The following is a 13,606-nucleotide window of genomic DNA, read 5'->3' as shown; positions in this document are numbered from 1 at the left end:
AACTCAGGCTGACGGTCGGCTCTTAAATCTTCATCTCTAAAACATTTTACAATCTGGAAATAGCGGTCGAAACCCGAAACCATCAACAATTGTTTGAAGGTTTGCGGCGATTGAGGCAAAGCATAAAACTCGCCTTCGTTCATGCGGCTAGGCACCACGAAATCTCTCGCACCTTCTGGTGTAGATTTAATTAAAACAGGTGTTTCCACCTCGATAAAATCTAAAGCATCTAAATAACGGCGAACCGACTGTGCCATTTTATGGCGCAAAACCAGGTTATTGCGAACCGGGTTACGGCGTAAATCCAAATAACGGTATTTCATGCGCAACTCATCACCACCATCAGTTTCGTCATCAATCATAAACGGAGGTAATTTTGCTGCATTTAAAATTTCCAAAGCAGAAATTTTAATCTCCACATCACCGGTTACCATTTTTGGGTTTTTGTTGCTTCTTTCTACAACGGTACCAATTGCTTTAATTACAAATTCGCGGCCTAATGAACGTGCTGCTTCACAAAGTTCACGATTATCATCCATGTTAAAAACCAACTGAGTAATGCCATAACGATCGCGGATGTCTATAAAAGTCATACCGCCTAAATCTCTTGATTTTTGTACCCAACCACATAGCGTAACACTTTCGCCTAAGTTATTTAGGTTTAATGCACCACAAGTTACTGTTCTTAACATATATTGTAATCTAAATTGAGCGGCAAAAATACCGATTTTGTTTTAAAGTTTAGAGTAGAAGATTTAAGGAAATTTTACGATAACCGATTTGCTGTTTTTTTGACCGCAAAGGCACTAAAAACACAAATAGAATGATGCGCTAAAATTAACTGAATTTATGCTTTTGATTTTAATCTGCTTAAAGTTTCTTGTGAGATATTTAAATAAGAGGCAACCATTTTATTCGGCATGCGCATTACCACACCTGGATTTTGCGCAAGCAGCTGGCGGTAACGCTCGGTGGCATCGAGCGTAATAAACGACATTAAGCGGTTGGTATTGGTTACATAGGCATATTCCAAATAATGGCGGTAAAGTTTCTCCCACTGAGGGATGATTTTAAGCAGATGATAGAAGTCCTTTTGCGAAATGTAATACAGGTCGGTATCTTCTATGGCCTGCACAAACTCCTTTGAAATTTCGTTGGTAATAAAACTGACCAAAGCCGTGGCAAACTGCTTTTCGAAAGCAAAATGCCTGGTAGCTTCAGTACCACCTTCTGTTAGAAAAAAAATCCTCAAGCAGCCTTTGTCAACAAAATAAATGCGTTGACTCGTTTCGCTAGGGCTGATCATGATTTCGTTTTTCTTTACCTGCATCGCCTTGAAAAAAGACAATACCTGTTCCAGATCCTCATCGCTGATGGTAATTTTTTCTCTGATATAACTGGAAAGCTGTTCGTGCATTTAATTTAGTCTTAACCAAATGTAACAATGTTTAGGCTTTAGAAGTGATCTTTTCGGCCAGTTTCCGTGCATTGGGAATAATGATAAAGGCCGCAAAATAGGCTAGAGGTAACATAATACTCCATGCTTTTAAGAATTTGATAAACCAATCTTCGCCAAAACCGTAGTTGCGCATTAAACCTACAAACGCCATAATTAATGTCATAGGGATAACCACGAAAAGCGTGTTGATGTATTTGAAATGTTCTTTTTTCATTTTTAATCTGTTTTAATTTATAATGTTGCAAAGGTGCAGCCATTAAAAATCTTAAACTTTGATGTAGGTCAAAAAAGGAAGAGACTAATATTTAGAGGTCGTAATGTTTATTTTGGTTAACAATATATTTTATCGTAGTGATAGGCTTTTAGGATTCGTCATTGCGAGAAGGCTTTTTCAGCCGACGAAGCAATCCTAATGCACACGCTGTTAGCGATCGTTGTAAGATTGCTTCGTGCCTCGCAATGACGACCCTCTTTAATATCTGCCATTGGTAGCCAGTCGAAGACATTTTAATAAGTAATTAAGCAATCAACTACCTGTTTCAATCAAAAGGCGTGCTGTCTTTCTAATCTCATGTTATTTGAAATTGATGCTTATCATCTAAGCAGCTTTCGGCGTAATCAATAATCTCTTTTTCTGCCAAATTCTTTAATTCATTATTTATGGGTTTATAATTTAAGCTGGGCGGGATATCGATCACGAAATAACCATCACTAAATTTTTCAATTTCGGCCCCCAAAGCTTTAAGCATTGTAATGATTTCATTAGTAGAACTTGCTTTGTTCATTAACACCACCTGAATAGTAGAATGGCCCGAATAAGCAATTGTTTCGCGATAGGTTAACATACCTTCATCTTCATCATATTCTGCAAATACTAGGTCGTTATAGGCAAAGGGTGCATAAAAAGGAATGTTTTCAATCTTATAATGACCTTTTTCCTGATCTACAGTTTCGCACCACATGGTTTCTATTGTCCATTCCTCCAAGGCATCGCTATGAAAAGCAAAGAGGACTTTTACCAGTTTATCTTCAGTCATTAATATTTCTCTTCCAGCACGATTTCAATAGCGATTACTTTCCATTCACCTTTAATATTTTTCCAATGGTAAATTTCTTCTGTCTGGATAGTTTGTTTTTTAGAAAAAATAAGCAGATTCGGCTTTAAAATGACTGATTTTCGGGCAATTTTTTCGGTAAAAACTTCGTTTTCAAAAGAAGATTTAATGCGGTAATAACTGGTATGTATTTCTTTAATATGGCCAAAATACTTTTTTAAATCGATTGTATAATCGCGTTTATTAAGCGCTATACCTTCTGCAGGGGTATAAGTTAAGCTGTCATCAAACATGGCAGTGTAGGCCGTTACATACTTACTTTCTAAGGCCTGATCTGCTTTTTTGTGTATCTCGTTTATTGCTGAAATGATTAAATCGGTTTCCATGGCATGAAGTTAATTGTTTGTTTCAGGGTTTTCAAATTTATGATGGTCATGAAGCTAATTTTCCACAAATATCAAAACATGAAACTGCTTGTTTTGTATTGAGTATAAATTATTTTTAGGTTTTGAAAATGAAAGGGCTTATTTCATAGGTACTGTAGCCCCCGCCATACGCTAATTCCGATGAAGAATCGGAACCGCTGCTGTCGGGTTTGGTTGCGTTTTGCTTCAGGGCACGAACCTTAGTCAAATAAACCCGATTGTCGGGAAGAGCTTCCGATTCTTCATCGGAACTCGTACCAGAAAGCGGGACTGAAATTGCCAAGGGCGCAGAACCAATCATTTCCTAATGTTTATAAGAGGCTTTTATGTTTTGGAAATGAAAGGTTAGTGTTTCATAGGTACTGTAGCCCCGCCATTCGCTAATTCCGATGAAGGATCGGAACCGCTGCTGTCGGGTTTAGTTAACCGCGGTTTGTTTTCCTAGCTACAGGCCTAAGTGAAATAAACCTGATTATCGGGAAGAGCTTCCGATCCTTCATCGGAACTCGTATCAGAAAGCAGGACTAAAAAAGCCAAAAGCTTAGAACTGCTCATTTCCTATTCAATATAAAAACACTTTTTACGGGAATGAAAAAATCATTTTGTGCTTCGCTCCTGAGGATAACAGTGCATTTAATTCTATCTTAATACTGTATTAACTTATTTCTAAACTTTTTTTCTACCTTGATGCAACGTTTTAAAATCCCTTATGTCTTATAATCAGAATATTCGAAATTTTGGAAGCCGTATACATCGATAAGAACCTAGAGCTAGTAAAAAAATGCATGCAGGGCAGCCGCGCAGCACAGTTTGAATTGTACAAGCTGTATGCAAAGGCCATGTATAATGTGGCGCTGCGCATTTTAAATTACGAAGAAGAGGCAGAAGATGTTTTACAGGAAGCATTTTTGGATGCCTTTACCAGAATTGTAGATTTTAGGCAGGAAACCACTTTCGGACTTTGGTTAAAGCAGATCGTGATCAACAAATCCATCAATTATTTACGTAAACGTAAGATGGAGTTTGTAAGTACCGATGAGCTATCGGAAGTGCCTGATGAGGATAGTTTTGATGACAGTGAAGTACGGTTGCAAGCTGATGAAATTAGGACAGCCATTACCGAATTGCCAGATGGCTATAGAGTAGTATTGAGCTTATACCTTTTAGAGGGTTACGACCATGAGGAAATTGCACACATTTTAAAAATAAGTGAAAATACAAGCCGTACACAGTACATGAGGGCGAAAAAGAAGTTAAAAAGTATTTTAGAACAGAAAGGGATGAGAGATGAATAATAGATTAGAAACCTTCGTAAAGGAGAACCGTAAAGCTTTCGATGTAATGGAGCCATCGGCAGGACTTTGGGCAAAGATTGAACAGGAATTAGACAACAAGAAGAAAAAAAAGCCGGTAAAGCTGTATTTATGGATGAGTGCAGCAGCAGCTATCGTGGTGGTTTTCGGTTTAGCCTGGTTATACGTAGGAAAATTACAAAACAAAGATTTAGAAATAGCCGACGTTAGTGCTTCATATGCAAAAAAAGAAGTCCACTTCGCAGGTTTAATTACCGAAAAAAGAGATAGTTTGGCCATTTTCGCTTCTGCGAATCCAGAGTTGTATAAAAAATTTACTGCCGATCTGAAAAAGCTTGATGAAGATTACGAAAGATTAAAAGCAGAACTGCCAACCTCGCCCAACCAAACTTTTGTGGTAAAGGCCATGGTTAAAAACCGCGAAATACAACTGCAGTTATTAAAACAACAATTATTAATTATTAACCAGGTTGATGATTACAAAAGGGTTAACCAGATTTAATTTAAGAGAAATTAACGCCTAAAGTAGAAAGCGTAATAAATAGTAGTCAATCGGTCTTGATACCTGATTCAACATAATGATACAAATTAGGGAACGCTCACCACATTAAATTGCTTATTGCCGGCCGGCAGGTTTTGAGCCATTAAATGTTTAACAATTAACAACATGAAAACAATAAAAATATTTTTAGCCTTTATGGCTTTAATCGCCGTAAAAACCAATGCGCAAGAAGTTGCGGTAAATAGTCCATCAGAGCAGGTAATTGTCGAAAGTGCAGCGAAATCTTCAACACTGGCGATGGTTAACACGTCAAAGTATAAACAAGCAGGCAGTGATGCCGAACGTTCTAAATCTTTTAGCAAGAGTTTTAATGTAGATAATAACGATAAGGTTAATTTAAACAACCAATATGGATCTATCGTAATTAAAACCTGGGACAAAAAAGAAGTGCGTGTTGATGTAGATATTAAAGCTTATAGCAACTCAGACAGCGATGTACAGAAGCTGATAGATGGTGTGAGTATTGATGCCGCTAAAAACGGTGATGTAGTTACTTTCAGAACGAACATGGGTGACAGAAACGGACGTTATGGTCGTGGGATGAAGAATGGTGTRACCACCTGGCGGAGGGAAGTGAAAGTAAATTACGTGGTGTATATGCCGGCAGTAAACCCATTAACGGTTTCACAAGAATATGGCAATGTTGAATTGGGTAATTTTTCAGGTCCAACTTCTTTAAAGGTAGAATATGGCAATCTGGTTGCTGGCAATTTAAGCAACGTAAATAACTACATCAATGTTCAATATGGTAAATGCGATATCCAGGATCTGAATGCTGCGGTGGTAAAACATGAATACAATGGTCCTGTAACCATTGGCGCTGTGGGCACTTTACAACTTGATGCCGAGTATGTTGCTGTAAACATCAATACCATCAGGAAATCGGCCGATATTAAAGTACAATACGGTAAGGGTTTAACCGTTGGCACTATTGGTGGGAACCTGCTTTTAAATGCAGAATATGCCAAAGTAAACATCAACACAGTTAAAGGCAATACAGTTGCTAAACAGGCCTATGGCGATCTAAATATTGCATCAGCAGGTAAAATTGCGGTTACAGCAGAATATTCGAACGTTACTTTAGGCTCACTTAATGGTGATGCAAACATCAATATGGATTACAACCGCCTTAGCGTAAACGAAATTACTCCAGCTTGTAAAAACTTCAGCTTTGGTGGTGAATATGTAAGCGTTGGATTGGGCTTTGCCGACCGTTATAATGCCAATTTTAATGTTTCTACTTCGTATGCCGGCTTTAAATATGGCTCAAACGTAACATCAAGTTTGGTAAGTAAAGATGATGAAACCAAAAAATATACTGGTAAAATTGGTAGTGGAGGTGCTGCAAACGTATCCATTAAAACCGAATATGGTTCAGTTACCTTTAAATAAGATTTTTCAAAACCAAACAAACTATAAAGTCCTGCCAAATTGGTAGGACTTTTTTTATATTTAGCGCTGATGAAAATTTACTTTATTCTCTTGTTTTCTGTTTTTTCTTTCGCAGCACTGGCTCAAAATGTTCCTGTTAAATGGGCCACGCAGGAAACTTTCTTCGAAGATTTAATAGGTAAAGATTTACCCGCTTTTAATGGTTTAAGCATCAATAAAAAGCCGTTCTCCAATACCGGTTTAAAAAACCAGGTAGTGGTGATTAACTTTTGGTTCGAAAAATGCCCGCCTTGTATAGCCGAAATGCCTGAATTAAATAATTTAGTGGCTAAATATGGCAAAAAAGCTGTAAGGTTTATCGGGATTACCCATGATAGCCCTGCCAGTGCCAGGTGGTTTCAGAAACGGAACGGTTACAAATACGAAATTGTATCATTAAGCAAAGATGAGATCCGGAAACTGAATATTAATCACGGCTTTCCGTCAAATGTTTTGGTAGGAAAAGATGGAAAGATTATTTATGCTACTGCTAATATTTCCTTTTCTAACCCACAGTTTAAAGCTAAATCGGTACTTTTTGAAGAGAAGTTAAAAAGTATATTAACAGGTAATTAGTAATTTTCGAAAACAGGGACGAAACGATAAAAGCTTAAAGGATATATTCGTCATTAATCGGTTTAACAGGCTCTGGGATCTCGTCTTCTTCGAGCATCTGCAAAAGATTGATCTCTATTGTTCTCGTAATCTGGTTAAGGGGAACACCTGCCGAATTGTTCTCGAAAGGATTAACCAGGCTCATTCCATTAATCTGCGTAGATACAAATACGAAACCAATTAACCAGCCCAAAAATATGGCTGCCGGCCCTGCATCCTGACTGATTACCAGGGTAAATGTTACCACAAATAACCAGATAAACACTTTAGTTAAATAGGTATAAGTGGTAGGGAATATGGTGTTTTTAATGCGTTCGCTCATGCCCATTGAATCAGAGAACCGGGTTAACATCTCGTTAATTTCGATAAAACGAAAACCATCAATGGCATTGGCTTTTGATAATTTCTGTAAATCTCTCGATTGTATATTTAAAATCGCATTATGCGCATTGTTATGTTTTTTTATTTCTTTTAAATCTGCTTCAGATAAATATTTGGTGTAAATTTCGTCTACCGTTCCCCTCAAACTTGCCTTTAAAGCATATAAAAACGCAATGTGCCTGCAAATCATCCGTTTTACGCTTTCCTCATCCTCATCAACATAATTGATCAATGCCCTTGCAAAAGAGCGGGAATCGTTTACCAAAGCACCCCATATTTTTCGTGCTTCCCACCACCTATCGTAAGCCTGGTTATTGTTAAAACCGATAAAAAAGGCGATAGCTGTACCTAAAACCGTTGGAATAATGGATGGAATGGAAAAATGATGCGCAATTAAATACTCGCGTACAAAGTAAGCCGCAGTGCAAGAGGCAATCATGATCAGATCAACGTGCCACGTATTTCTTAAAATTCTACTTAACCTGATGTTTTGTATTAAAAGCATATAATCTGAATGGGAAATAAATTCGTTACGGATGAAAATACAAAACTAAAGCCAAAATGTTTGGTAATGTAACAAATTAAATGACAGACAGTACAGGTTGCCGATTGTCATGCAAATGTTTATCTTGGGAAACCAAATATTCTTATTTCTTATGAGCGACACTTTACCCAAGAACAATATTTTTAAAGTAATCGGTGCATCATCGTTAGGCACGCTGATTGAATGGTATGATTTTTACATTTTTGGTAGCCTTGCAGTTATCATTGGTCACCAATTGTTTCCGGAAGATGCAGGTGCATCTGCCCTGATCAACACTTTGGCAATTTTCGCGGCAGGTTTTATCGTTCGTCCCTTTGGCGCATTGGTTTTTGGCAGACTTGGCGATTTAATCGGCAGAAAATATACTTTTTTGCTCACGTTGGTGCTGATGGGTGGATCGACATTTTTTATCGGCTTAATCCCATCGTACAAAAGCATTGGTTATGCCGCACCAATTTTGGTTTTAATACTAAGGCTGATTCAAGGATTAGCCCTTGGTGGAGAGTATGGTGGAGCTGCAACTTACGTAGCAGAGCACGCACCCAAAGATAAACGGGGCTTTTTTACCAGCTGGATTCAAACTACAGCAACCTTAGGACTGTTCCTTTCATTAGGGATTATCGTAATCACAAAAAACATCTTAGGCGCTGAAACTTTTGGCGATTGGGGCTGGAGAATTCCTTTCCTGCTATCCATTGTGCTCGTTGTAGTGTCGATTTATATTCGCATGAAAATGCACGAATCGCCAATGTTTTCTAAGTTGAAAGCTGAAGGAAATATTTCAAAAAACCCTTTAAAAGAAAGTTTTAACAACAAAGCGAATTTTAAAATGGTACTTCTGGCTTTGTTTGGTGCTACCATGGGGCAAGGGGTAATCTGGTATACAGGTCAATTTTATGCACAATCATTTTTAGAGAATACCTGTAAATTAGATTTTAACGACTCGAGGTATATTTTACTTTGGGGAATCGCTTTTGCCACGCCATTTTTTGTGGTTTTTGGTGCCTGGAGTGATAAGGTTGGCCGGAAATGGATTATGCTAAGCGGTATGCTTTTGGGTATTCTTTTCTATCGCCCAATCTATCAAACGTTTTTGGATGATACCGATTATACAAAAGTTGAACAGACTGATATTTTATCTGCCAGCCCAGCTCCTGTAATATCTGTCTTAATTGCGAACTCAACTGATAGCTTGCGAACGGTTTCTACTAAAATGATGCTTAAAAACGGTGCATCCTTTAATAAGGTGCAAACCGATACGGTTTCTGCAACCAAAGGGATTCTCTTAGGTAAAGAAGTAATAAAAGATAAAGTTTTGCCTACGCCAATATTCTGGAAATTTGTCGGTTTAATCTTCTTCCAGATTTTGCTGGTAACGATGGTTTACGGGCCAATTGCGGCATTCCTTGTCGAACTATTTCCTACTAAAATCAGGTACACCTCTATGTCGCTGCCTTATCATATCGGTAACGGCGTTTTTGGTGGGCTTGTACCATTTATTGCAACACTAATTGCAAGCTTTTCTGGTTCTACGCCATTATCAGGCCTATGGTATCCGATAGGTATAGCGGCATTGAGCCTGGTTATTGGCACAATTTATTTATCGAATAAAAGAGACGAAAATATTAACGACTAGATACGAAGAAGATGAATACGTTAAAGAAATTTTTAGGCTTGGTTTGGATGGTTTTAGGGCCATTAACAATGACATTTTTGTTTATCCAGGCGATAGATAAAGTGGGCTTGACCCATTCAGATATCGAACGTACCAATACCATATTACAATGGGCAATTATCCTGTTTATTTTCCTTCCCATAAGTTTGGGATTGATGATATTTGGCTTTTATGCCTGGAAAGGAGAGTATGATCACTTGCCGGAAAGTTCGGAGGAGTTGTAATTTATAGGTTGTTAGGTAATATCTTTCCTTAATTCGTCTTGCGGTTGATGTTTTTTAATTCATTGTAAACCAACTGCGCAACTGCTTTGGCTCCTTCTGGTTGGAAGTGGGTATTATCTTTTTGCCCTTTTGGATAAGCCTCATATTTGGCTGAGTCTAAATTCATAAAGTAATGTTTGCTTACAAATTCACTGCCTTTTGTTGTGAAAAAACTCGCTGAAAGTGAGGTTAGATCTATAACGGGTGTATTTAATTCTTTGGCCACATCTTTCACCGCTTGTGGGTATTCGCCATGTGCACTGCCCAGTTTACCATCTTTCCAGGGGTAATTGCGGGTAACCGGTGTGATCAGGATCGGTAAAGCACCTTTAGCCCTTGTTTCTTTTACGTACATCCTTAAAAAATCTTTATAGCCCGGAATATCGACATAACGTTCAGGTTTATCTTTTGCCGCATCGTTGTGCCCAAACTGGATCAACACCAGGTCGTTTTTTTGCAAGGTTGATAAAACTTCTTTCCACCTTCCCTCTTCAAAAAAAGTTCTGGTACTTCTTCCCCCTTTTGCTTTATCAATAACCAAAGCGCTGTCGCTTTTAATCAGCCTGTTTAATTTTTTTAAACAGTCTTTTTTTAAGAATTGCTGAAAAACCTGCCCCCAGCCTGTAATGGGATACTTTTTCTGCAGATAACCTTCATCTAAAGTATAATCTGCTACGGTAGAATCGCCGATTAAATACACCTTAACAGGTTTAGGTTTTACAATGAAAGACATCAGTAAAACGGTGCCAAGGGCTGCGATAAGGTATTTATGTTTTTTCATCTTTTTATTTTAATGTTTGTACACGGAACCAATCATATTCGGCAATTCCTGAATCATTGGTTTGGGTATCTCTGGCGGCAAATATTCCCATTTTTGCGCCGATCCATTGGCCTGCCGTGGCCTGGAACTCATCTCCTACATCCGTAAAACGAGTCCCATCTTCACTGTAACTAAACTGGCATTTTGCACCATTAGTAACTTTAATCCTGAAATATACCGAGCCCGATTTTAGTTTGGTAATTTCCTTTTCATTTTCGGTTTTTCCCTTGTCGGCACTTTGGCAAACACCGTACATAAGGTACAATCCGTCTTTTTTGCTTTTAATGCTAATCTGCGCATAACTTCTCCCCATTACTACCAAACCTGTTTTTTCGTTTTCCAATTTTGGGTTAGGTTTAAATAAGAGTTTTGTTGTTGCCATAAATTCATCAGCTGGAAATTTCTGCATCAATAGGTTCGGAACATCCCAAAGGTTTTTGGCATCATCAGGAATTTTCGAAGTGTATAACTTTAATAAACCCCTGCCTGCATCAGTAAATAACCAGGTTGGTTGCGGATTGGCCTGCCATTGCCATTGTAAGCCTAGTTTTGAAGTTTCAAAGTCATCACTTTCTTCAGGTGTTTCAATCGGATAAACCTTGCCCACATTTGGTTTTTTATAGGTGATAACCGGTTCGCCTTTACCGTCGCCATCTGCATCAAGCCCGATAACAGGCCAGTTATTGATCCATTTCATAGGCTGCAGGTGAACTACGCGACCATAAGCATCTTTATCCTGAAAATGAAGAAACCAATCTTCGCCTGTTTGAGTATTTACCCAAGCGCCTTGATGAGGACCATTTACCGAAGATTTCCCTTGATCCATGGCTACTTTTCTTTCATATGGGCCGTAGATGTTTTTACTTCTCAAAATTAATTGCCAGCCTGTAGAAACTCCCCCTGCTGGTGCGAACAAATAGTAATAGCCATTGCGTTTATAAACTTTTGGACCCTCAATGGTTGGGTCGAGTTCGTGGCCATCGTATACAATTCTGCCGGTTTCTGTAGCTGCTGATCCGTCGCTGCTTAATGGCATAATGGCCAACACGCTTTTTATGCCAGCACGGCTTCCTGCGTAGGCGTAAGCAAGGTAGGCCTTGCCGTCTTCATCCCAGAACGGACAGGGATCAATCAATCCTTTACCTGCGGCGACCAATTTTGGTGCAGACCAGGCCCCTGTTATGGTTTTAGCTTTAGTTAAATAAATCCCAAAGTCAGGGTCTGGATAGTAGATGAAAAATTCGCCATTGCGGTAGCGGATGGAGGGTGCCCAAACACCATTACCATGCTGTGTTTTTTCGAAATGCTCAAATGGAGGCTGGCGTTTTAAGGCATGGCCGATTATTTTCCAATTCACCAAATCTCTCGAATGCAGGATCGGCAAGCCCGGGATGGCATCAAAACTGGAGGCGATCATATAAAAATCATCTCCCACCCGGATAGCGTCAGGATCAGAATAATCAGCGTTGATAACCGGATTTTTATACGTCCCGTTACCTAGGTCAGAAACCCAAACTTTAGATATGTACCCACTTTTTGGAGCAGGTTGGGCAAAGGTATTTATGCTAAAACTTAAAACGAGGATTAAACTAAATAGATATTTCATTGTACAATGATGTTTTTAATATTTGGTCAGTTATTTATTTAGCGTTACGTCATTCCCGCACAGGCGGGAATCTTAATGCGGCTTGTGATTGGCATTAAGATTCCCAATCAGGTTGGGAATGACGATGCGTATATTTTATCAAATTAGCCTACTAACAAGGTTAAGTCTTTTTTTATTTTTAGGCAAGTTGTTATTGTGCAATCGTTCCCGACATCGTTTGCAGTGTTTAATCTCTAAAAAACTTCTTTCTGATGGATATTAATGTTTAAAATTGTTCATCATATATTTTAAAAACACGGCTGCGTTACAAAGTTTATACTTTTACGTGGCCGATTTTAATTTAAGCCTAACCAAATTGATATGAAAGCAATCATCTTATTTTTTCTGATAACCTTTTCATCAGCAGTTTATGCCCTGGGTGTTAAGCCCGATTTTGTGGTAGCTGCCGATGGAAGCGGAAACTTTAAAACGGTACAGGAAGCGATACACGCCGTGCCCGATTTCAGGAACAAAACAACCATAATTTTTATCAAAAAAGGTATTTACAAAGAAAAGCTAATCTTGGCGGCCTCTAAAAAGAATGTGAAATTTATTGGGGAGAGCCTAAACGAAACCATATTAACTTATGATGACTACGCCCAGAAGAAGAATGCTTTTGGTGAAGAAAAAGGCACTTCAGGTTCTTCCAGCTTTTATATTTATGGCGAAGGCTTTTCTGCAGAAAACATCACCTTCGAAAATTCATCAGGCCCGGTGGGGCAAGCCGTTGCTGTTTGGGCAGGAGGAGATAAATTAATTTTTACCAACTGCAGGTTTTTAGGCTTTCAGGATACACTTTATACCTACGGAGGCAACAACCGCCAATATTATAAAAACTGTTACATCGAAGGGACGGTCGATTTTATTTTCGGGGCTTCTACAGCCTGGTTCGAAAGCTGCACTATTTTCTGCAAAAAAGCGGGTTATATCACGGCGGCATCAACTGCTGATACTACAAAATTTGGTTATGTATTAAACAAATGCAAAATCAAAGGAGATGCACCAGCCAATAGTTTTTACTTGGGTAGGCCATGGAGGCCTTACGCAAAGGTTGCCTACCTCAACTGCGAACTGCCTGATTTTATCCGCCCTGAGGGTTGGAACAACTGGGGCAAGGAAAGCAATGAGAAAACGGCCTATTACGCTGAATATAAAAGCACTGGCAAAGGAGCCGATCCAAAAAGCAGGGTAAATTGGTCGCATCAATTAACCGAAGTGGAGTATAAGGCCTACATTTTGGAAAACGTTTTCCGTGGGTGGAATCCAGAGGCGAAATAAGTGAGTTAAATATTTGATATACAGGTATTAGTCGGCTGTTTGATGACGATTTTTTGCCTCGTTTTCCGGTAACGATTGCATAGATTTCTCTTCTATTTTAAGTGCAAACAACGTACACTTTAAGTGCAAACAACGTACAC

16 protein-coding genes are annotated in these 13,606 nt (G+C 38.7%); 7 read left to right on the top strand and 9 right to left on the bottom strand.

Annotated elements, in window-relative coordinates:
- The 6 genes from AC1DND_RS04580 to AC1DND_RS04555 form a co-directional block, all read right to left on the bottom strand.
- A partial coding sequence (locus AC1DND_RS04580) for an amino acid--tRNA ligase-related protein (RefSeq protein ID WP_477579496.1) occupies window positions 1–692 on the bottom strand: 692 nt, incomplete at its 3' end.
- 155 nt (window positions 693–847) lie between these two features.
- On the bottom strand, window positions 848–1,417 hold the full coding sequence (locus AC1DND_RS04575; protein WP_477579494.1) for a Crp/Fnr family transcriptional regulator: 570 nt from the start codon (window positions 1,415–1,417) through the stop codon (window positions 848–850).
- A 31-nt stretch (window positions 1,418–1,448) separates the two neighbouring features.
- Complete coding sequence (locus tag AC1DND_RS04570) at window positions 1,449–1,673, bottom strand: DUF2798 domain-containing protein (protein ID WP_477579492.1); 225 nt, start codon at window positions 1,671–1,673, stop codon at window positions 1,449–1,451.
- A gap of 355 nt (window positions 1,674–2,028) precedes the next feature.
- Window positions 2,029–2,496 (bottom strand): DUF4265 domain-containing protein, encoded by a 468-nt coding sequence (locus AC1DND_RS04565; RefSeq protein ID WP_477579490.1) that lies wholly within the window; start codon window positions 2,494–2,496, stop codon window positions 2,029–2,031.
- Entirely contained in the window at window positions 2,496–2,900 is a 405-nt protein-coding gene (locus AC1DND_RS04560) for a hypothetical protein (RefSeq protein ID WP_477579488.1), read from the bottom strand. Before AC1DND_RS04560 ends, AC1DND_RS04565 begins: the two co-directional genes overlap by 1 nt.
- Before the next feature lie 115 nt (window positions 2,901–3,015).
- Window positions 3,016–3,240 (bottom strand): hypothetical protein, encoded by a 225-nt coding sequence (locus tag AC1DND_RS04555; RefSeq protein ID WP_477579486.1) that lies wholly within the window; start codon window positions 3,238–3,240, stop codon window positions 3,016–3,018.
- 484 nt (window positions 3,241–3,724) lie between these two features.
- On the opposite strand from AC1DND_RS04555, the gene AC1DND_RS04550 reads away from it, so the two are divergent.
- The 4 genes from AC1DND_RS04550 to AC1DND_RS04535 all read left to right on the top strand — a co-directional run bounded on the left by AC1DND_RS04550 (window position 3,725) and on the right by AC1DND_RS04535 (window position 6,821).
- Window positions 3,725–4,234 carry an RNA polymerase sigma factor gene (locus AC1DND_RS04550; protein ID WP_051691810.1) on the top strand — a complete coding sequence of 170 codons (510 nt, stop codon included), beginning with the start codon at window positions 3,725–3,727 and terminating at the stop codon, window positions 4,232–4,234.
- Window positions 4,227–4,754, top strand: a complete 528-nt coding sequence (locus AC1DND_RS04545; protein WP_230151142.1) for a hypothetical protein — start codon at window positions 4,227–4,229, stop codon at window positions 4,752–4,754. Before AC1DND_RS04550 ends, AC1DND_RS04545 begins: the two co-directional genes overlap by 8 nt.
- Window positions 4,755–4,919: 165 nt before the next feature.
- On the top strand, window positions 4,920–6,206 hold the full coding sequence (locus AC1DND_RS04540) for a hypothetical protein (protein ID WP_477579484.1): 1,287 nt from the start codon (window positions 4,920–4,922) through the stop codon (window positions 6,204–6,206).
- Between the two features lie 69 nt (window positions 6,207–6,275).
- Complete coding sequence (locus AC1DND_RS04535; protein ID WP_477579483.1) at window positions 6,276–6,821, top strand: TlpA family protein disulfide reductase; 546 nt, start codon at window positions 6,276–6,278, stop codon at window positions 6,819–6,821.
- Between the two features lie 34 nt (window positions 6,822–6,855).
- Here AC1DND_RS04535 and AC1DND_RS04530 read toward each other — a convergent pair whose 3' ends face one another.
- Window positions 6,856–7,746 (bottom strand): bestrophin family protein, encoded by an 891-nt coding sequence (locus tag AC1DND_RS04530; RefSeq protein ID WP_029276859.1) that lies wholly within the window; start codon window positions 7,744–7,746, stop codon window positions 6,856–6,858.
- Between the two features lie 151 nt (window positions 7,747–7,897).
- On the opposite strand from AC1DND_RS04530, the gene AC1DND_RS04525 reads away from it, so the two are divergent.
- Together AC1DND_RS04525 and AC1DND_RS04520 are read left to right on the top strand one after the other, a co-directional pair.
- Entirely contained in the window at window positions 7,898–9,421 is a 1,524-nt protein-coding gene (locus tag AC1DND_RS04525) for an MFS transporter (RefSeq protein WP_477579481.1), read from the top strand.
- 11 nt (window positions 9,422–9,432) lie between these two features.
- Window positions 9,433–9,684 (top strand): DUF6814 family protein, encoded by a 252-nt coding sequence (locus tag AC1DND_RS04520; protein WP_029276864.1) that lies wholly within the window; start codon window positions 9,433–9,435, stop codon window positions 9,682–9,684.
- Window positions 9,685–9,712: 28 nt separating this feature from the next.
- Here AC1DND_RS04520 and AC1DND_RS04515 read toward each other — a convergent pair whose 3' ends face one another.
- Both AC1DND_RS04515 and AC1DND_RS04510 read right to left on the bottom strand, forming a co-directional pair.
- Window positions 9,713–10,504 carry a rhamnogalacturonan acetylesterase gene (locus tag AC1DND_RS04515; protein WP_477579470.1) on the bottom strand — a complete coding sequence of 264 codons (792 nt, stop codon included), beginning with the start codon at window positions 10,502–10,504 and terminating at the stop codon, window positions 9,713–9,715.
- Window positions 10,505–10,508: 4 nt separating this feature from the next.
- Window positions 10,509–12,149 carry a glycoside hydrolase family 43 protein gene (locus tag AC1DND_RS04510; protein ID WP_477579468.1) on the bottom strand — a complete coding sequence of 547 codons (1,641 nt, stop codon included), beginning with the start codon at window positions 12,147–12,149 and terminating at the stop codon, window positions 10,509–10,511.
- Between the two features lie 360 nt (window positions 12,150–12,509).
- Here AC1DND_RS04510 and AC1DND_RS04505 point away from each other — a divergent pair, with 360 nt between their 5' ends.
- The gene (locus AC1DND_RS04505) at window positions 12,510–13,466 is read left to right on the top strand and encodes a pectinesterase family protein (protein WP_477579466.1); all 957 of its coding nucleotides are present in this window, start codon (window positions 12,510–12,512) and stop codon (window positions 13,464–13,466) included.
- The last annotated feature ends 140 nt before the right edge of the window (window positions 13,467–13,606 follow it).

Source organism: Pedobacter sp. 01N416 (genome assembly GCF_056399685.1).
This window is presented reverse-complemented; position numbering and strand designations above follow the sequence as displayed.